We start from the raw sequence: 18104 nt of genomic DNA, 5'->3' as shown, positions 1-18104 counted from the left end.
TGGTTCCGACATGAACGCACGGGGAGCACTCGGCAAGTACGGCGAAGACCTGGCCGCCCGGCGGCTGGTCGAGGCGGGGATGACGGTCCTGGAGCGCAATTGGCGCGCGGGCAGGACCGGTGAGATCGACATCGTGGCCATGGACGGCGAGGCGCTCGTCGTCTGCGAGGTCAAGACGCGCAGGGCGGGCCTGGTCGGCACGGCGCTCTTCGAGCACCCGATGGCGGCCGTGGGCCAGAGCAAGGCGGAGCGGCTGCGGCGCCTGGCCGAGCGCTGGATCGAGGAGCGCGGCGGCCCACCCCCGGGAGGCGTCCGCATCGACCTGGTCGGCGTGCTGATCCCGCGGCGCGGGGCCCCCGTCGTCGAGCACGCGCGGGGGGTGGCCTAGATGGGCTTCGCGCGTACGTGCTCGGTGGCGCTGGTCGGCGTCGAAGGCGTCGTGGTCGAGGTGCAGGCCGATCTGGAACCGGGCGTGGCGGCGTTCACGCTGGTGGGCCTGCCCGACAAGAGCCTGACGGAGAGCCGCGACCGGGTCAGGGCGGCCGTGGTCAACTCGGGCGGGGAGTGGCCCCAGAAGAAGCTCACGGTCGGACTGAGCCCGGCCTCGGTCCCCAAAGGCGGCAGCGGCTTCGATCTCGCCGTCGCCTGCGCGGTCCTCGGGGCGGCCGAGCGCATCGACCCCCGCGTGCTCGCGGACATCGTGATGATCGGCGAACTGGGGCTCGACGGACGGGTCCGCCCGGTCCGAGGCGTGCTGCCCGCGGTCCTGGCGGCGGCGGACGCGGGGTACGAACAGGTGGTCGTCCCGGAGTGCACGGCGGCGGAGGCCGCGCTGGTCCCGGGCGTCTCGGTCCTCGGCGTGCGCAGCCTGCGCCAGCTCATCGCGGTGCTCACCGACGAGCCGGTGCCGCAGGAGGAGCCGGACGAGACGGGCCGGCCCGACGCGATGCTCGCCGGGCTCTGCGTGCCGGGCAGCGGCCTGGGCGCGGGCCTCGGCGGCGCGACGGACGACGCCCACGCGCTTGACCTCGCGGACGTGGTGGGCCAGGCGTCGGCGCGGACCGCCGTGGAAGTGGCCGCGGCCGGGGCCCACCACCTCTTCCTGCAAGGACCACCGGGTGCGGGCAAGACGATGCTCGCGGAGCGACTGCCGGCGATCCTGCCCCGGCTGACCCGGGAGGAGTCCCTGGAGGTGACGGCGGTCCACTCGGTGGCGGGCATGCTCCCACCGGGCAAGCCGCTGGTCGACGTCGCCCCGTACTGCGCGCCGCACCACTCCGCGACGATGCAGTCGCTGGTGGGCGGCGGCAAAGGGTTGGCCAGACCCGGAGCGGTCTCGCTCGCTCACCGGGGCGTGCTCTTTCTGGACGAGGCGCCGGAGTTCAGCGGCCAGACGCTGGACTCCCTGCGGCAGCCCCTCGAGTCCGGCCATGTGGTGATCGCCCGCAGCGCGGGCGTGGTGCGGCTGCCCGCGCGGTTCCTGATGGTGCTTGCGGCCAACCCCTGCCCGTGTGGGAGGCACCTGCAGCCCGGCGGCGGCTGCGAGTGCCCGGCGTCCGTGGTGCGGCGCTACCAGGGCCGGCTGTCGGGGCCGCTGCTCGACCGGGTCGACCTCAAGGTCGAGGTGGAGCCCGTCACCCGCTCGGAACTGAGCGGATACGGCACGCGCGGGGAGTCCACCCGCTCCGTAGCCGACCGGGTGCGTGAGGCGCGTGAAAGGGCGGCGGCCAGACTCGCCGACACCGGCTGGCGGACCAACAGCGAAGTACCCGGCCACGCGCTGCGCACCCGATGGCCCGCCGCCCCGGGCGCTCTGGAGACGGCCGAGTCGGACCTGGAGCGCGGCTTCCTGACCGCCCGCGGCCTCGACCGCGTCCTGCGGGTCGCCTGGACCGTCGCCGACCTGGCCGGGCACGACCGGCCCCGCGCCCAGGACGTCGCCCTGGCACTCCAACTGCGCACCGGGATCTCGCGCGGCGTGCCCATGACGATCGGGGCCGCGCAGTGACCGCCGGACCGCCGGGGGGCGAAGAGCGCCTGGCCAGGGTCGCCCTGACGCGGGTGCTCGAGCCGGGGGACGAGATCGGGGGCCGGTGGCTGCGGGAGGCCGGCGCCGTCGAGGTGCTGCGCCGACTCGACGGAGAGGGGAAGCGGCTTCCCGGCGTCAGCGTGCGGCGGTGGGAGGGGCTGCGTGCGCGGGCCGCCGGGGCGCGACCGGAGCGTGATCTCCAGGCGGCTCGGGACGTCGGGGCGCGCTTCGTGTGCCCGGGGGACACGGAGTGGCCCTCCCCGCTCGACGACCTCGGGGCGGCGCGGCCGATCGGCCTGTGGGTGCGGGGGCGGCCGTCCTTACGGATCTGGGCCCTGCGTTCGGTGGCCGTCGTCGGCGCCCGGGCCTGCACGGAGTACGGCGCGCACATGGCGGCCGGGATCGCGGCGGGCCTGGCGGAGCGGGGCTGGGTGGTGGTCTCGGGCGGGGCGTACGGCGTGGACGGCGCCGCACACCGCGGGGCGCTCGGCGCGGGCGGGGCCACCGTGGCCGTGCTGGCCTGCGGGGTGGACCGGCCCTACCCCCGGGGGCACGCCGAACTGATCGGCCGGATCGCGGAACAGGGACTGGTGGTGGGTGAGTTGCCGCCGGGCGACCATCCGACGCCGAGCCGGTTCATCCAGCGGAACAGGGTGATCGCCGCGCTGACGCGGGGGACGGTCGTGGTGGAGGCCGCCTACCGCAGCGGGGCGCTCGCCACGGCCCGGGGTGCCCAGGAGTTGGGGCGCTTCACCATGGGGGTGCCGGGGCCCGCCACCAGCGGCCTCTCCGCCGGCGTGCACGAACTGCTGCGGGGTGACGGCGTCCTGGTGACCGACGCCGCGGAAGTGGTCGAGCTGGTCGGCGACATGGGTGAGCTGGCCCCCCAGCGGCGCGGGCCCGTCCTGCCGCGCGACCTGCTCGCCCCGGGGGCGGCCCGCGTCCTGGCCGCGCTGCCCGCGCGCGGGCGGGTGACGGCTCAGGAGGCCGCGACGGGCGCCGGGACGACCCCGGACGACGCGGTAGGGCGCCTGTACGAACTTCAGTCGTTGGGGTTCGTCGAACGACACGGCGATGGCTGGCAGTTGACACGCCAGGCGTTCGTGTCGGTCTTCGCCTCTGGAGGTGAATCGTGACCGAGCGTGTTCCGCCGGACGGATGACGCCCGACAGCCTTGGGAAATCGCGCAGTTGATACGTCGGCACCGTCACGCAGGGCGACCGGCCCGCGCCCCGGGAGCACCCAGCGGAACGTATCTGCGCCCGCGCGATCCCCTAGTCTTCGCTCACTGCGACGCTTCAGTCACGCTACGCTCACAAAGGATTCAGACGCGGACAGGCAACCAGACGGACAACCTCATCCATTCCATGCGAGCTCCCCCTCGGACGGGCGCGGGCGGCACCGGTGAAGCGGCCGCCTCGCGCGACTTCGTCGACTTATGGGTTCCTCCCCTTCGACGCGACTCGACACGACCTCATCCACCCCCGCGACCTCACCAGTTCACGGCAGAACGGCTCAAGGCGACGAATGCCCCAGCACACCTCAGGGTCCGACCGGGCGGCGGTTCCGCCCGCCGCCCGTAGCGGCGAGCGGGAGCGGCCTCCCGCCCCCTCGTCGCTGGACGAGTTGTGGCGCTCGTACAAGGAGACCGGGGACGGGCGGCTGCGCGAGCAGCTGATCCTGCACTACTCGCCGCTGGTGAAGTACGTCGCGGGCCGGGTGAGCGTGGGGCTGCCGCCCAATGTGGAGCAGGCGGACTTCGTCTCCTCCGGGGTGTTCGGGCTGATCGACGCGATCGAGAAGTTCGACATCGAGCGGGAGATCAAGTTCGAGACGTACGCGATCACGCGCATCCGCGGGGCGATGATCGACGAGCTGCGGGCGCTGGACTGGATCCCGCGCTCCGTGCGGCAGAAGGCGCGCAACGTCGAGCGTGCCTACGCCACCTTGGAGGCGCAGCTGCGCCGGACGCCGTCGGAGGGCGAGGTCGCCGCGGAGATGGGCATCGCCCTGGAGGAACTGCACGCGGTTTTCAGCCAGTTGTCCCTGGCGAACGTGGTGGCCCTCGAAGAGCTGCTGCACGTCGGCGGCGACGGTGGCGACCGGCTCAGCCTGATGGACACGCTCGAGGACCACGCGGCCGACAACCCCGTCGAGGTCGCCGAGGACCGTGAGCTGCGCAGGCTGCTGGCGAGGGCGATCAACACGCTGCCCGAGCGCGAGAAGACCGTCGTGACGCTCTACTACTATGAAGGGCTCACCCTCGCCGAGATCGGCAATGTGCTCGGGGTGACCGAGAGCCGGGTGAGTCAGATCCACACCAAGTCGGTGCTCCAGCTGCGCGCGAAACTGGCCAGTTTCGGCCGCTGACGCCGTGTGCCGGGGCGAGCCGCACCGTCCTGTCCGACGGGTGCGCGCCCGGCGGTGACTCCCCTGCGGGGCGTCCCGTCCGTAAAGTGGAGCCGTGCCAAGGATTCGAGCGGCCTCTGTGGCCGAGCATCGGTCGATGCAGCGCGGCGCCCTGCTGGACGCCGCGCGGTCCCTGCTGTCCGAAGGCGGGACCGAGGCGTTGACCTTCCCCGCCCTCGCCGAGCGCACCGGGCTCGCCCGGTCGTCCGTCTACGAGTACTTCCGGTCGCGGGCGGCCGTCGTCGAAGAGCTGTGCGAGGTCGACTTCCCCGTCTGGGCGGCCGAGGTGTCGGCGGCCATGGAGCGGGCGGCAGCGGCCGAGGACAAGGTCGAGGCGTATGTCCGGCGGCAGCTCTCCCTGGTCGGGGACCGGCGGCACCGGGCCGTGGTGGCCATCTCCGCCAGTGAGCTGGACGCCGGCGCCCGGGAGAAGATCCGCGCCGCCCATGGCGGGCTCATCGCGATGGTCGTGGAGGCGCTGGAACAGCTGGGGCACGCCCAGCCCCGGATGGCGGCGATGCTCCTACAGGGCATCGTGGACGCGGCCGTGCGTCGGATCGAGCTGGGGGCCGCGGAGGATCCCGGGGAGATCACCGAGGCGGCGGTGTCCATGGCGCTGCGCGGCGTTCGGGGCTGAGGCCCCACGACGCCGGGGCCGGGCCGTGCGGCGGGTTCGGCGGGCCGTGCGGCGGGAGCAGGCGGGACGGGCCCAGGTGCCGCAGCCGGGGTGGCAGCAGCGTCAGCGGGTCCAGGTAGGCAGCGCCCCTGAGCAGCCCCCAGTGGAGGCAGCTGCGGGGGCAGTGGCCGCTCGGCAGCTCCAGGACGCCGACCCGTTCGCCGGCGGTGACCTCGGCGCCCTTCTTCAGCGTGGCCCGCACCGGCTCGTACGTCGTGCGCAGCGGAGGGTCCCCGGTGCCGTCCAGCTCCACCGAGACCACGCCCCGGCCCGCCACCCGCCCCGCGAACGAGATCCGGCCGGGCGCCACCGCGCGGACCGGATCGCCGGGGGACGCCGCCAGGTCCACGCCCCGGTGTCCCCTGCCGTACGCGGTTAAGGGCGGCTCCCAGGCCCGTACGACCGCCGGGTGGGTGCCCACGCGGGCGGCCACCGGCCACGTCGTGGCCACCGGCCGGGTCACCGGGAGCGTCCCGGGTGGGGCCGGTGGCGGGCTCGGCGGCAAGGGCAGGGCGGTCGCCAGCAGCGCGGCCAGCGTCGTCAGCAGCAGTTCCAGGCGCATGCGAGAACGGTCCCGCGTCCCGGCGGGCCCGTGGGGATCATGGACCGGATCTGTGGACCACCGGCCGGTTGTGGACAGTGGCGTCACCCTTTCGGGGATGGGCGCCGCCCGATGGGGTCACGGCGTCGTGCGGCTCCGTCGCCAGGTCACGGGCAGCGGCGTCACCCGGGGCCCCGCGGGTCCCGTACACTTCCTTTGGCGATCCGGGTCACCGGGTCGACTTCGCACGCCCCGACATCAGGCCATCACAAGCCGGTGTCAGCGCCCCTCGGTCCCTAGTGGCAAGGCGCACAGCGGGCGTCAGGCGCGAGTGCCGTCCGGCACACGCGGCACAACCGAGAATCTCAAGGAGAACGGCCATGGCCGTCGTCACGATGCGGGAGCTGCTGGAAAGCGGCGTCCACTTCGGTCACCAGACCCGTCGTTGGAACCCGAAGATGAAGCGCTTCATCTTCACGGAGCGCAACGGCATCTACATCATCGACCTGCTCCAGTCGCTGTCGTACATCGACCGCGCCTACGAGTTCGTCAAGGAGACCGTCGCCCACGGCGGCACGGTCATGTTCGTCGGCACGAAGAAGCAGGCGCAGGAGGCCATCGCCGAGCAGGCCACCCGCGTCGGCATGCCCTACGTCAACCAGCGCTGGCTGGGCGGCATGCTCACCAACTTCTCGACCGTCTACAAGCGTCTGCAGCGCCTCAAGGAGCTCGAGCAGATCGACTTCGAGGACGTCGCCGCCTCCGGTCTCACCAAGAAGGAGCTTCTCGTGCTCTCGCGCGAGAAGGCCAAGCTGGAGAAGACCCTCGGTGGTATCCGCGAGATGTCCAAGGTGCCCAGCGCCGTCTGGATCGTGGACACCAAGAAGGAGCACATCGCGGTCGGTGAGGCCCGGAAGCTCAACATCCCGGTCGTCGCCATCCTCGACACCAACTGCGACCCCGACGAGGTCGACTACAAGATCCCCGGCAACGACGACGCGATCCGCTCCGTCACGCTGCTCACCCGGGTGATCGCCGACGCCGTCGCCGAGGGCCTCATCTCCCGTTCCGGTGTCGCCACCGGTGACTCGAAGCCGGGCGAGAAGGCCGCCGGCGAGCCGCTCGCCGAGTGGGAGCGCGACCTGCTCGAGGGCGAGAAGAAGGCCGACGACGCCGAGGCCCCCAAGGCCGAGGACAAGCCGGCCGAGGACGCCGCCGAGGCTCCGGCCGCCGAGGCGCCCGCCGCTGACGCCCCCGCCGCCGAGGCGCCGGCCGCGGACGCCGAGCAGGCCTGACCTCACAGGTTCGGCAGTTGACGGCGGGGGCCCGATCGGCCCCCGCCGTTCACCCGTGGACCTCCGTAGATCTTTCAAGACTTCGAGAGAGAATTTCGATCATGGCGAACTACACCGCCGCTGACGTCAAGAAGCTCCGTGAGCTCACGGGCGCCGGCATGATGGACTGCAAGAAGGCGCTCGACGAGGCCGAGGGCAACGTCGACAAGGCCGTCGAGGCGCTCCGCATCAAGGGCCAGAAGGGCGTCGCCAAGCGCGAGGGCCGCTCCGCCGAGAACGGCGCCGTCGTCTCCCTCATCGCCGACGACAACACCTCCGGTGTCATCGTCGAGCTGAAGTGCGAGACGGACTTCGTCGCCAAGGGCGAGAAGTTCCAGGCCGTGGCGAACAACCTCGCCGCCCACATCGCCAAGACGTCCCCGGCCGACCTCGAGGCGCTGCTCGCCTCCGAGATCGAGGCCGGCAAGACCGTCCAGGCGTACGTCGACGAGGCCAACGCCAACCTCGGCGAGAAGATCGTCCTGGACCGCTTCGCGCAGTTCTCCGGCGCCTACGTGGCCGCGTACATGCACCGCACGATGCCCGACCTGCCCCCGCAGATCGGTGTCCTCGTCGAGCTGGACAAGGCCGACGCCGACGTCGCCAAGGGCATCGCGCAGCACATCGCCGCCTTCGCGCCGAAGTACCTCTCCAAGGAGGACGTGCCGGCCGAGGTCGTCGAGTCCGAGCGCCGCGTCGCCGAGGAGACCACCCGCGCCGAGGGCAAGCCCGAGGCCGCCCTCCCCAAGATCGTCGAGGGTCGCGTCAACGGCTTCTTCAAGGAGGCCACCCTCCTCGGCCAGCCGTACGCGCTGGACAACAAGAAGTCGGTCGAGAAGGTTCTCGCCGAGGCCGGTGTCACCCTGAAGCGCTTCTCGCGCATCAAGGTCGGCATCTGAGTCCGTACCGCGATCGACGGTAGACCCCGCTAGGGTCGACAGCGGTCGCCCGCGTGGGGAGCCCCGCACAGGGAACCCGTACGCGATGTACGACCGCAGGATCTGACGAGGAGGCCACTGCCGAGCATGGGATGCGAACGACACCCCACCGGCGGTGGCCTTCTTCGTATGTGTGTCAAGTAAGAGAAGCGAGAACACCATGACCACCAAGGCCGACTCGAAGAGTGACGACGACAAAGGCGCCGGACGCTTCCTGCTGAAGCTCTCCGGCGAGGCGTTCGCCGGCGGAGGCGGCCTCGGGGTCGATCCCGACGTGGTGCACGCCATCGCGCGCGAGATCGCGGCCGTGGTCCGCGACGGCGCCCAGATCGCCATCGTCATCGGCGGCGGAAACTTCTTCCGCGGCGCCGAGCTCCAGCAGCGCGGCATGGACCGGGCCCGCTCGGACTACATGGGCATGCTCGGCACGGTCATGAACTGCCTCGCCCTCCAGGACTTCCTGGAGAAGGAGGGCATCGACAGCCGCGTCCAGACCGCCATCACCATGGGGCAGGTCGCGGAGCCGTACATCCCGCTGCGCGCCGTGCGGCACCTGGAGAAGGGCCGCGTGGTCATCTTCGGCGCCGGCATGGGCATGCCGTACTTCTCCACCGACACCACCGCCGCCCAGCGCGCCCTGGAGATCGACGCCGAGGCGCTGCTCATGGGCAAGAACGGCGTGGACGGGGTCTACGACTCCGACCCCAAGACCAACCCCGACGCGGTGAAGTTCGACGCGCTCGGCTACGGCGAGGTCATCACCCGGGACCTCAAGGTCGCCGACATGACCGCGATCACGCTGTGCCGGGACAACAAGCTGCCCATCCTCGTCTTCGAGCTGCTCTCCGAAGGCAATATCGCCCGGGCCGTCAAGGGTGAGAAGATCGGCACTCTCGTGGGCGACAAGGGAAGCCGGGCCTGACCCCGCGGACCTGAGCCCGGCTCAAGGGACGGACGCGAGACGTCACTTGAGAGGGATGGACAAAGCCCTGCCGGTCGGACACCGTGCAGGAAAGACACGCGACGCAGCCGGCCGCCCCGTGCTAGCCGGGCCTACTCAAGACACGCAGGAGCAAGTGGTGATCGAAGAGACCCTCCTCGAGGCCGAGGAGAAGATGGAGAAGGCCGTCGTGGTCGCCAAGGAGGACTTCGCCGCGATCCGCACCGGCCGTGCGCACCCGGCGATGTTCAACAAGATCGTGGCGGACTACTACGGCGCGCTGACGCCGATCAACCAGCTGGCCTCGTTCTCGGTGCCCGAGCCGCGGATGGCCGTGGTGACCCCGTTCGACAAGAGCGCGCTGCGCAACATCGAGCAGGCGATCCGCGACTCCGACCTCGGCGTCAACCCGAGCAACGACGGCAACATCATCCGGGTGACGTTCCCCGAGCTGACGCAGGACCGTCGCAAGGAGTTCATCAAGGTCGCCAAGACCAAGGCCGAGGACTCCAAGATCTCGATCCGCTCCATCCGCCGCAAGGCCAAGGAAGCCATCGACAAGGCGGTCAAGGACGGCGACATCGGCGAGGACGAGGGCCGTCGCGCCGAGAAGGACCTCGACGACACCACCGCCAAGTACGTCACCCAGGTGGACGAGCTGCTCAAGCACAAGGAAACCGAGCTGCTCGAAGTCTGAAGGCCCGGTCCGAGGAATCAGGAAACCGATCCGTGAACGACTCTTCCTGGGGGGCGCGGCCCACAGCCGGGTACTGGGTGCCGCCCGACCAGGGGTCTGGTCGGGGGGCACCCCCGGCAGGTCCCGCGTACGATGCGCAGGACGCGCTGCTTCCGTCCGTGACGCAGCCGATGCCCGTCGTGCCCGACACCCCCGCGCCCCCGCAGGAGCCCATGCCCAGCGCACCCCAGCCCGTCCCGGCAGCGCCGCGGCCTTCGCAGAAGAAGAGCGCGGGCCGTGACCTCGGCGCGGCCATAGGAGTCGGTGTGGGACTCGGCGCGGTGATCATCGCGTCGCTGTTCATCGTGAAGGCCGTCTTCATCGGCGTCATAGCGGTCGCCGTCGTGGTCGGCCTGTGGGAGCTGACCTCCCGGCTCGACGAGCGCAAGGGCATCAAGGCGCCGCTGGTGCCGCTCGCGGTCGGTGGCGCGGCGATGGTCGTCGCCGGGTACGTCCGGGGTCCCGAGGGCGCCTGGGTGGCGATGGCGCTCACCGCGCTCGCGGTACTCGTCTGGCGGATGACCGAGCCCCCCGAGGGCTATCTGAAGGACGTCACGGCGGGGGTCTTCGCGACCTTCTACGTCCCCTTCCTCGCGACGTTCGTGGCACTGATGCTCACCGCCGACGACGGGCCGCGCCGGGTGCTGACGTTCCTGCTGCTGACCGTGGTCAGCGACACGGGCGCGTACGCCATCGGCTGGCGCTTCGGCAAGCACAAGCTGGCGCCGCGCATCAGCCCCGGCAAGACCCGCGAGGGCCTGTTCGGCGCCGTCGCGTTCGCGATGGCCGCGGGCGCGCTGTGCATGGAGTTCCTGATCGACGACGGGACCTGGTGGCAGGGGCTGCTGGTCGGCCTCGCGGTCGCGGCGAGCGCCACGCTCGGCGACCTCGGCGAGTCGATGATCAAGCGGGACCTCGGCATCAAGGACATGGGCACGCTGCTGCCGGGCCACGGCGGCATCATGGACCGCCTGGACTCCCTGCTGCCGACGGCCCCGGTCGTCTGGCTCCTGCTGGTGATCTTCGTGGGGTCTGGCTGACCGTCTGACCTGCGCGGATGTGCGTATGGGGCTCGTTGTCCACAGGGCGGCGGGCCCCTTGCCACATGTCTGCGACACTGGAAGAACCATGCCTGTACCCGGAGAACTCACCTTCGTCGCGCCCCGCGGAGCCAAGAAGCCGCCGCGGCACCTCGCCGACCTCACGCCCGCCGAGCGCAAAGAAGCCGTCGCCGCCATCGGCGAGAAGCCGTTCCGCGCCAAGCAGCTCTCGCAGCACTACTTCGCGCGCTACGCCCACGACCCGGCCGAGTGGACCGACATCCCCGCCGGCGCGCGCGACAAGCTCCGGGAAGCGCTGCTGCCCGACCTGATGTCCGTGGTGCGGCACATCAGCTGCGACGACGACACCACGCGCAAGACGCTGTGGCGCCTCTTCGACGGCACGCTGGTCGAGTCGGTGCTCATGCGCTACCCCGACCGGGTGACCATGTGCATCAGCTCCCAGGCCGGGTGCGGCATGAACTGCCCGTTCTGCGCCACCGGCCAGGCCGGCCTCGACCGGAACCTGTCGACGGGCGAGATCGTGCACCAGATCGTGGACGGCATGCGCGCCCTGCGGGACGGCGAGATCCCCGGCGGGCCCGCGCGGCTGTCCAACATCGTCTTCATGGGCATGGGCGAGCCACTGGCCAACTACAACCGCGTGACGGGCGCCATCCGCCGCCTCACCGACCCCGAGCCCGACGGGCTCGGCCTCTCGCAGCGCGGCATCACGGTGTCGACGGTGGGGCTCGTGCCCGCCATCCACCGGTTCTCCGACGAGGGCTTCAAGTGCCGCCTCGCCATCTCGCTGCACGCCCCGGACGACGACCTGCGCGACACGCTCGTCCCCGTCAACACGCGGTGGAAGGTGCGGGAGGTGCTCGACGCGGGCTGGGAGTACGCCGCCAAGTCCGGCCGCCGCCTGTCCATCGAGTACGCGCTGATCCGCGACATCAACGACCAGGGGTGGCGCGGTGACCGGCTCGGCCGGCTGCTCAAGGGCAAGCCGGTCCACGTGAACCTCATCCCGCTGAACCCCACGCCGGGCTCGAAGTGGACGGCCTCGCGGCCCGAGGACGAGAAGGCGTTCGTGGAGGCCATCGCGGCCCACGGGGTGCCGGTGACCATCCGGGACACCCGCGGCCAGGAGATCGACGGGGCGTGCGGCCAGCTCGCCGCGGCCGAGAGGTAGTCTGACGGGCGTACGCCTCGCACACACGGTCGCGTACGGTCGTCATCACATCTGCATATTCCGACAGGGGAGCGCCACAGCGCTGAGAGTGCGGCACCTTGGACAGGTGGGCCGCAGACCCTCTGAACCTCGCCCAGGTCATTCTGGGTAGGAAGTTCGGGCACGACTCAAGCTGTTGCGCCCTGCCCGTGTGCCCCTGGGCCCGCGGGCAGGGCCGCGTCTCTTCCTGGACACCCAGGAGGACATCCAAGTGAGCACCAAGAAGATCACGTCCGTCGCCGTCGCGGTGGGCCTCGGGCTCGGCGCCCTCTCGGCCTGCGGCTCCGGGGACGGCTCCGACGAGGCCGACTCCAAGACCGTCACCCTCGTCAGCCACGACTCCTTCAACGTCTCCAAGGACGTACTGAAGGACTTCGAGAAGCGCTCCGGGTACCGGGTCAAGGTCCTCAAGGACGGCGACGCGGGCGCCGCCGTGAACAAGGCGATCCTCTCCAAGGACAACCCGCAGGGCGACGTCTTCTTCGGCGTCGACAACACCCTTCTGTCGCGGGCGCTCGACCACGGCCTCTTCCAGTCGTACGAGGCCAAGGGCTCGGGCGCGATCAGGCCGGAGTTCCGGGTCGACGAGGCCGAGCACCGGGTCACGCCCGTCGACAGCGGCGACATCTGCGTGAACTACGACAAGAAGTACTTCGCCGACAAGAAGCTGGCGCCGCCGAAGTCCTTCGCGGACCTGACCAGGCCCGCCTACAAGGACCTGCTGGTCACCGAGAACGCCTCGACCTCCTCGCCCGGCCTCGGCTTCCTGCTCGGCACCGCCGCCGAGTACGGCGACGACGGCTGGCAAGGCTACTGGAAGAAGCTCAAGGCCAACGGCGTCAAGGTCGTCGACGGCTGGGAGCAGGCCTACAACGAGGAGTTCTCCGGCTCCGCCGGCGGCAGGAAGGCGGGCGGCGAGCGGCCGCTCGTCGTCTCCTACGCCTCCTCGCCGCCCGTCGAGGTGCTCTACGGCAAGCCGCGGCCGAAGCACGCCCCGACCGGCGTCGCGACCGGCACGTGCTTCCGCCAGGTCGAGTACGCGGGCCTGCTCGCCAATGCCGGGAACACCAAGGGCGGCAAGGCGCTCCTGGACTTCCTCGTGGGCAAGGAGTTCCAGGAGGACATGCCGCTGAACATGTTCGTCAACCCGGTGCGCGAGGGCACGAAGCTGCCCGAGCTGTTCACCGAGCACGGCGCGCGCGTCGACAAGCCCGCGACCATGGATCCGAAGAAGATCGCCGACAACCGCGAGCCGTGGATCAAGTCGTGGACCTCGCTCGTACTGAAGTGACGAAGTCCCGCTCCCGGGCCTCCCGGGCGGGCCTCGGCCGGGGGAGCGCGACGCGGCTCGGTCTGCTGGCCGTGCCCGTCGCGTTCTTCGCGCTCTTCTTCGCCTATCCGGTCACCGCGATCGTCGCGCGCGGCCTGCGCGTCGACGGCGCCTGGCGCCTCGGGCGGATCGCGGACGTGCTGGGACAGTCCGACGTCCGGCACGTGCTGTGGTTCACCACCTGGCAGGCGCTCGCGTCGACCGCGCTCACGCTGCTGATCGCGCTCCCCGGCGCGTACGTCTTCGCGCGCTTCGACTTCCCGGGCAAGCGGACGCTGCGGGCCGTCGTGACGGTGCCGTTCGTGCTGCCGACGGTCGTCGTCGGCACCGCCTTCCTCGCGCTGATCGGGCGCGGCGGGCTCTTCGACGAGCTGTGGGGCGTACGCCTGGACACCACCGTGTGGGCGATCCTGCTCGCCCACGTGTTCTTCAACTACGCGGTCGTCGTCCGCACGGTCGGCGGGCTCTGGTCGCAGCTCGATCCGCGCCAGGAGGAGGCCGCGCGGATGCTCGGCGCCTCGCGCTGGACGGCCTGGCGGACCGTGACACTGCCCGCGCTCGGCCCGGCGGTGGCCGCCGCCGCGCTGATGGTTTTCCTCTTCACCTTCACCTCCTTCGGCGTCGTGCAGATCCTCGGCGGACCCGCGTACTCCACGCTCGAAGTGGAGATCTACCGCCAGACCGCCCAGCTCCTCGACCTGCCGACGGCCGCCGTCCTGACCCTCGTGCAGTTCGCCGCGGTCGGGCTGATCCTGGCGGTCCACGCGTGGACGGCACGGCGGCGCGAGAGCGTGCTGAAGCTGGTCGACGCCTCGGCCGCCGCGCGCCGCCCGCGCGGCGCCGGCCAGTGGACGCTGCTCGCCTCGGTCATGGCGACGATCGCCCTGCTGATCCTGCTGCCGCTCGGCGTGCTCGTCCAGCGGTCCTTCGACGGACCCGACGGCTTCGGCGTGACGTACTACGCGGAGCTGACCTCGGCGGAGGGCGGCGCCTTCCTCGTGCCGCCGATCGAGGCGATCTGGAACTCCCTCCAGTACGCGATCGTGGCCACCGCCATCGCGGTCGTCGTCGGCGGGCTCGCCGCGGCCGCGCTCACCCGGCGCGCGGGCCGCCTCGTACGCGGCTTCGACGCGCTGCTCATGCTGCCGCTCGGGGTGTCGGCGGTGACCGTCGGCTTCGGGTTCCTGATCACGCTGGACGAGCCGCCGCTCGATCTGCGGGCCACCTGGATCCTGGTGCCGCTCGCCCAGGCCCTGGTCGGCGTGCCCTTCGTCGTGCGCACCATGCTGCCCGTCCTGCGCGCGGTCGACGGGCGGCTGCGCGAGGCGGCGGCCGTCCTCGGGGCCTCGCCGCTGCGGGCCTGGCGGGAGGTGGACCTGCCGATGGTGCGGCGGGCGCTGCTGATCGCCGCCGGGTTCGCGTTCGCCGTCTCGCTCGGCGAGTTCGGGGCGACCGTGTTCATCGCGCGGCCCGACAACCCGACGCTGCCGGTCGCCGTGGCCCGGCTGCTCGGCCGCGCCGGTGACCTCAACTACGGGCAGGCGATGGCCCTGTCGACCCTTTTGATGGTGGTGTGCGCGGTGTCCCTGCTGCTCCTGGAACGCCTGCGGGCCGACCGTACCTCCGGAGAGTTCTGATGACCCTGCTGAGACTTGCCGGGGCGAGTGTCCGCTTCGGGGCGCGGGCCGCGCTCGACGCCGTGGACCTTGAGGTCGCCGAGCACGAGATCGTCTGTGTGCTCGGGCCGAGCGGCAGCGGCAAGTCGACGCTGCTGCGGGTGGTGGCGGGGCTCCAGGCGCTCGACGCCGGGCGGGTCGAGCTGGCCGGCCGCGACCAGCGCGGGGTGCCGGCACACAAGCGGGGCGTCGGCCTCATGTTCCAGGACCACCAGCTCTTCCCGCAGCGCGACGTGGCGGGCAATGTCGCCTTCGGGCTGCGGATGCGCGGCGCCTCGCGCTCCGAACAGGCCGACCGGGTCGCCGAGTTGCTCGAACTCGTCGGGCTGCCGAAGGCGCAGCGGCGCGCGGTCGCCTCGCTCTCCGGCGGCGAGCAGCAGCGGGTCGCGCTCGCGCGCGCCCTGGCCCCCCGGCCCCGGCTGCTGATGCTGGACGAGCCGCTGGGCCAGCTCGACCGGTCGCTGCGGGAGCGGCTGGTGGTGGAACTGCGCGACCTCTTCGGCGAGTTGGGTACGACCGTGCTCGCCGTCACGCACGACCAGGGCGAGGCGTTCGCGCTCGCCGACCGGGTCCTCGTCATGCGGGACGGGCGGATCGCGCAGTCCGGTACGCCCCTTGAGGTCTGGCGGCGTCCGGCGGACGAGTTCGTCGCCCGCTTCCTGGGCTTCGACAACATCGTGGACGCGACGGTCACCGGTGGGACGGCCGCGACGGTTTGGGGAGCCGTTCCCGTGCCGCCGGGCACCCCGGCAGGAAGGCACAGGATCCTGGTGCGCCCGGCCGGTGTGCGGCTGCTCGCCCCGGACGAGGGGCTGCCGTGCGAGGTGACGGCCCGTACGTTCCGCGGCACCCACGTCGCCCTGCGCCTCCAGCCGAAGGAGGGGCCGAGCCTGGAGGCGGCGTGCGCGCTGCGCCGGGCGCCCGAGGTCGGCGAGGTCGTCGGGGCGGGCTTCGACGCCGGGGACGTCGTCGTCCTCGGGGAGGCGGACGCGGTGCCGGAGGCGGGCTCGGCGCGGCGGCAGGGCGCGACGCCGGAAATTGCAGTGTCCCCGGTGCGTAAATCACCCTAGTGTTCGATCATGACCACTCTGAGCCATGACCGCTACTGCGCCGAAGTCACCACCCAGCTCGACCTCTTGCGAGCCACACTGAAGGGCGCGGACCTCGCCGCCACCGTACCGACGTGCCCCGACTGGACGCTGGCGCAGCTCGCCCGGCACACGGGCGAGGCGGTGCGCTGGAGCGAGCGGCTGGTCGCGACGCGCGCGCGGCAGAACATCCCGGCCGGGGAGATCCCGCACGCCGCGGGGCCCGAGGGCGACGACCCGGCCGCCCTGGACGCCTGGCTGGCCGAGACCGCCGCGCTCGGCACCCAAACCTTCCGCGAGGCGGGTGCCGGCGCCGAAGTGTGGACGTGGGCCGACGACCACACCGCCGGATTCTGGGCGCGGCGCATGACGCACGAGCTGGCGATCCACCGCGCGGACGCGGCGATCACCGTCGGGGTCGCCTACGAGATCGCCCCGGAGGTCGCCGCCGACGCGATCGACGAGTGGCTGGACCTCCTGCGGTTCATCCAGCTCAACATGCCCGGGGGCAGTGCGGCGGAGCTGCGGGGCGCCGGACGCTCCCTGCGTCTGCACGCGACCGACGCGCCGCCCGGCCTGGACGCCGAGTGGCTCGTCGAGTTGGGCGAGGACGGCTTCACCTGGCGGCGCGGCCACGCCGAGGCGGACGTCACACTGCGCGGCCCGCTCACCGAGGTGCTGCTGGCCTTCTACCGGCGGCGGCCGCTGGACGCCGGACGCGTGGAGGTGCTGGGGGAGCGGGAGCTGCTGGACTTCTGGCTGGAGCGGGCCACCTTCGGCTGACGGACCCGGGCCCGGCGCCGCGAGACCGGGGCGGGTCCCTCGCGCCCGCGGGCCGCGCGCTCCCGGGGCGGTCCTACGAGGTGCTCGCGGGGCCCTGGGAGGCGTGACCCGCGCCCGACAGGAGCGAGTCGAGCGCGGCCGGGGCGTCCTCCACCCGGTCCACCAGCGCGATCCGGGACGCCATGGACCTGCCGTCCGCCAGGGACCGGAGCAGCGGCCAGACCGGCAGGTGGTCCGTCCAGTGCGCGCGGTCGACCAGGACCATCGGGGTCGGCTTGCCGCGCGACTCGTAGTAGTTGGGGGTGGCGTTGTCGAAGACCTCCTGGACCGTCCCCGCCGCCCCCGGCAGGAAGACGACCCCCGCGTTCGACCGGGCCAGGAGGCCGTCCTCGCGGGTGGCGTTGGCGAAGTACTTCGCCAGGTGCGAGGCGAAGGCGTTCGGCGGCTCGTGGCCGTAGAACCAGGTGGGGATGCCGACCGAGGCGCCCCCCGAGGGCCAGCGCTCGCGGACCGCGAAGGCGGCCCGCGCCCACTCGGTGACCGACGGCGTGAACGAGGGGGCCTTGGCGAGGAGTTCCAGCGCCTCGTCCAGCATGCTGTCGGCGAAGACGGCGGCGTACGCGCCGAGGTTCGCCGCCTCCATCGCGCCCGGCCCGCCACCGGTGGCGACGGTGAACCCGGAGCGGGCCAGGGCGCGGCCGAGCCGCGCCGCCCCCGCGTAGGCCTCGGTGCCCCGGGCCATCGCGTGGCCGCCCATGACGCCCACCACGCCGGCCCCGGCGAGCTGCTCGTCCAGGGCGTCGGAGATGGAGTCGTCGTGTATGGCGCGCAGCATCGAGGAGAACACGTCGCCGTCGGCCTTGGTCCGCTGGAACCAGGCGTAGGCGTGGGCGTCCGGCGTCGCGTCGTAGCCGCCGTCGGCGAGGCCGGCGAAGAGGTCGTCCGGGGTGTAGAGCAGCCCGCGGTAGGGATTGAACGGCAGGCCCGGCACCGGCGGGAAGACCAGGGCGCCCGAGGCCCGCACCTTCGCCGCCGCCTCCTCGTCCATGGGGCAGCCGAGGAAGACGGCGCCCGCGACGTCGGCGCTCAGGAGCGCGGCGGTGCGCTCGGTGAGGTCGACGGCCTGGACGCGGCAGCCGGCGAGCGCGCCGCGTGCCTGTACGTCGTCGAACTCGGCGAGGGTCTCGATCTCGCGGTCCTCACCGGACGGCGGGGCGGATGCGTGTTCGTCGGTCGGCTGCATGCGCCCATACTAGGAGGGCGCCGTGAGACCGCCCGTATCCGGAATGTCGGTTCTGGGGCGCTTCGTGCTGAGAGATAAATCTCGGCCCCTGGGTACGAGTTGAACGA

16 protein-coding genes, 1 pseudogene and 1 riboswitch are annotated in these 18104 nt (G+C 72.0%); of the genes and pseudogenes, 15 read left to right on the top strand and 2 right to left on the bottom strand.

All coding sequences use genetic code 11. The annotated features are described in order from the left end of the window. The first annotated feature begins 10 nt into the window (after positions 1–10). The 5 genes from ABZ385_RS19885 to ABZ385_RS19865 all read left to right on the top strand — a co-directional run bounded on the left by ABZ385_RS19885 (position 11) and on the right by ABZ385_RS19865 (position 5075). On the top strand, positions 11–388 hold the full coding sequence (locus tag ABZ385_RS19885; protein ID WP_358579089.1) for a YraN family protein: 378 nt from the start codon (positions 11–13) through the stop codon (positions 386–388). Further along, entirely contained in the window at positions 389–2008 is a 1620-nt protein-coding gene (locus ABZ385_RS19880) for a YifB family Mg chelatase-like AAA ATPase (RefSeq protein ID WP_358912437.1), read from the top strand. It begins immediately after the preceding gene. Then, complete coding sequence (gene dprA / locus ABZ385_RS19875) at positions 2005–3165, top strand: DNA-processing protein DprA (RefSeq protein ID WP_358912436.1); 1161 nt, start codon at positions 2005–2007, stop codon at positions 3163–3165. Before ABZ385_RS19880 ends, dprA begins: the two co-directional genes overlap by 4 nt. A gap of 391 nt (positions 3166–3556) precedes the next feature. After that, positions 3557–4399: an RNA polymerase sigma factor WhiG gene (whiG, locus tag ABZ385_RS19870; RefSeq protein ID WP_358579099.1), complete on the top strand. Its 843-nt coding sequence runs from the start codon at positions 3557–3559 to the stop codon at positions 4397–4399. Between the two features lie 118 nt (positions 4400–4517). Further along, complete coding sequence (locus ABZ385_RS19865; RefSeq protein WP_358579102.1) at positions 4518–5075, top strand: helix-turn-helix domain-containing protein; 558 nt, start codon at positions 4518–4520, stop codon at positions 5073–5075. Here the strand turns inward: ABZ385_RS19865 and ABZ385_RS19860 are convergent. Continuing rightward, positions 5029–5676 carry a peptidoglycan DD-metalloendopeptidase family protein gene (locus tag ABZ385_RS19860; RefSeq protein ID WP_358579104.1) on the bottom strand — a complete coding sequence of 216 codons (648 nt, stop codon included), beginning with the start codon at positions 5674–5676 and terminating at the stop codon, positions 5029–5031. The genes ABZ385_RS19865 and ABZ385_RS19860 overlap by 47 nt on opposite strands. A 359-nt stretch (positions 5677–6035) precedes the next feature. Between ABZ385_RS19860 and rpsB the strand changes: the two genes are divergently transcribed. From rpsB to ABZ385_RS19810, 10 genes and pseudogenes are all read left to right on the top strand, one after another. After that, positions 6036–6950: a 30S ribosomal protein S2 gene (gene rpsB, locus ABZ385_RS19855; protein WP_358579106.1), complete on the top strand. Its 915-nt coding sequence runs from the start codon at positions 6036–6038 to the stop codon at positions 6948–6950. Between the two features lie 101 nt (positions 6951–7051). Then, complete coding sequence (gene tsf / locus ABZ385_RS19850; RefSeq protein WP_358579109.1) at positions 7052–7888, top strand: translation elongation factor Ts; 837 nt, start codon at positions 7052–7054, stop codon at positions 7886–7888. 199 nt (positions 7889–8087) lie between these two features. Continuing rightward, entirely contained in the window at positions 8088–8849 is a 762-nt protein-coding gene (gene pyrH, locus ABZ385_RS19845; RefSeq protein ID WP_358579112.1) for a UMP kinase, read from the top strand. A gap of 157 nt (positions 8850–9006) precedes the next feature. Further along, the gene (gene frr, locus ABZ385_RS19840; RefSeq protein ID WP_358579114.1) at positions 9007–9564 is read left to right on the top strand and encodes a ribosome recycling factor; all 558 of its coding nucleotides are present in this window, start codon (positions 9007–9009) and stop codon (positions 9562–9564) included. A gap of 32 nt (positions 9565–9596) precedes the next feature. Continuing rightward, positions 9597–10643, top strand: a complete 1047-nt coding sequence (locus tag ABZ385_RS19835; RefSeq protein ID WP_358912434.1) for a phosphatidate cytidylyltransferase — start codon at positions 9597–9599, stop codon at positions 10641–10643. A gap of 88 nt (positions 10644–10731) precedes the next feature. Next, positions 10732–11838, top strand: a complete 1107-nt coding sequence (gene rlmN / locus ABZ385_RS19830; protein WP_358579119.1) for a 23S rRNA (adenine(2503)-C(2))-methyltransferase RlmN — start codon at positions 10732–10734, stop codon at positions 11836–11838. A gap of 55 nt (positions 11839–11893) precedes the next feature. Beyond that, positions 11894–12010, top strand: a riboswitch (TPP riboswitch). Between the two features lie 78 nt (positions 12011–12088). After that, positions 12089–13168 (top strand): thiamine ABC transporter substrate-binding protein, encoded by a 1080-nt coding sequence (locus ABZ385_RS19825; protein ID WP_358912432.1) that lies wholly within the window; start codon positions 12089–12091, stop codon positions 13166–13168. Beyond that, positions 13144–14844: an iron ABC transporter permease gene (locus ABZ385_RS19820; protein ID WP_358579124.1), complete on the top strand. Its 1701-nt coding sequence runs from the start codon at positions 13144–13146 to the stop codon at positions 14842–14844. The genes ABZ385_RS19825 and ABZ385_RS19820 overlap by 25 nt, the downstream gene beginning before the upstream one ends. Continuing rightward, positions 14844–15863 (top strand): annotated as a pseudogene (locus ABZ385_RS19815) (ABC transporter ATP-binding protein); the annotation flags it as partial. The gene ABZ385_RS19820 and the pseudogene ABZ385_RS19815, both read left to right, overlap by 1 nt. 99 nt (positions 15864–15962) lie before the next feature. Then, entirely contained in the window at positions 15963–16754 is a 792-nt protein-coding gene (locus ABZ385_RS19810) for a maleylpyruvate isomerase family mycothiol-dependent enzyme (protein ID WP_358912430.1), read from the top strand. Positions 16755–16827: 73 nt separating this feature from the next. Here the strand turns inward: ABZ385_RS19810 and ABZ385_RS19805 are convergent, their stop codons facing one another. Further along, complete coding sequence (locus ABZ385_RS19805) at positions 16828–17997, bottom strand: LOG family protein (protein WP_358579129.1); 1170 nt, start codon at positions 17995–17997, stop codon at positions 16828–16830. Positions 17998–18104: the final 107 nt, after the last annotated feature.

It is taken from the genome of Streptomyces sp. NPDC005898 (assembly GCF_040629635.1).
Lineage (GTDB): Bacteria > Actinomycetota > Actinomycetes > Streptomycetales > Streptomycetaceae > Streptomyces.
The sequence above is the reverse complement of the archived record's forward strand: the minus strand, read 5'-3'. Positions and strand labels throughout refer to the sequence as shown.

What these genes read in the sequence shown, in the direction of transcription:
- ABZ385_RS19885 (WP_358579089.1), top strand. Translation starts at nt 11, where the DNA reads ATGAACGCACGGGGAGCACTCGGCAAGTACGGCGAAGACCTGGCCGCC.
- ABZ385_RS19880 (WP_358912437.1), top strand. Translation starts at nt 389, where the DNA reads ATGGGCTTCGCGCGTACGTGCTCGGTGGCGCTGGTCGGCGTCGAAGGC.
- whiG (WP_358579099.1), top strand. Translation starts at nt 3,557, where the DNA reads ATGCCCCAGCACACCTCAGGGTCCGACCGGGCGGCGGTTCCGCCCGCC.
- ABZ385_RS19860 (WP_358579104.1), bottom strand. Translation starts at nt 5,676, where the DNA reads ATGCGCCTGGAACTGCTGCTGACGACGCTGGCCGCGCTGCTGGCGACC.
- rpsB (WP_358579106.1), top strand. Translation starts at nt 6,036, where the DNA reads ATGGCCGTCGTCACGATGCGGGAGCTGCTGGAAAGCGGCGTCCACTTC.
- tsf (WP_358579109.1), top strand. Translation starts at nt 7,052, where the DNA reads ATGGCGAACTACACCGCCGCTGACGTCAAGAAGCTCCGTGAGCTCACG.
- pyrH (WP_358579112.1), top strand. Translation starts at nt 8,088, where the DNA reads ATGACCACCAAGGCCGACTCGAAGAGTGACGACGACAAAGGCGCCGGA.
- rlmN (WP_358579119.1), top strand. Translation starts at nt 10,732, where the DNA reads ATGCCTGTACCCGGAGAACTCACCTTCGTCGCGCCCCGCGGAGCCAAG.
- ABZ385_RS19810 (WP_358912430.1), top strand. Translation starts at nt 15,963, where the DNA reads ATGACCACTCTGAGCCATGACCGCTACTGCGCCGAAGTCACCACCCAG.
- ABZ385_RS19805 (WP_358579129.1), bottom strand. Translation starts at nt 17,997, where the DNA reads ATGCAGCCGACCGACGAACACGCATCCGCCCCGCCGTCCGGTGAGGAC.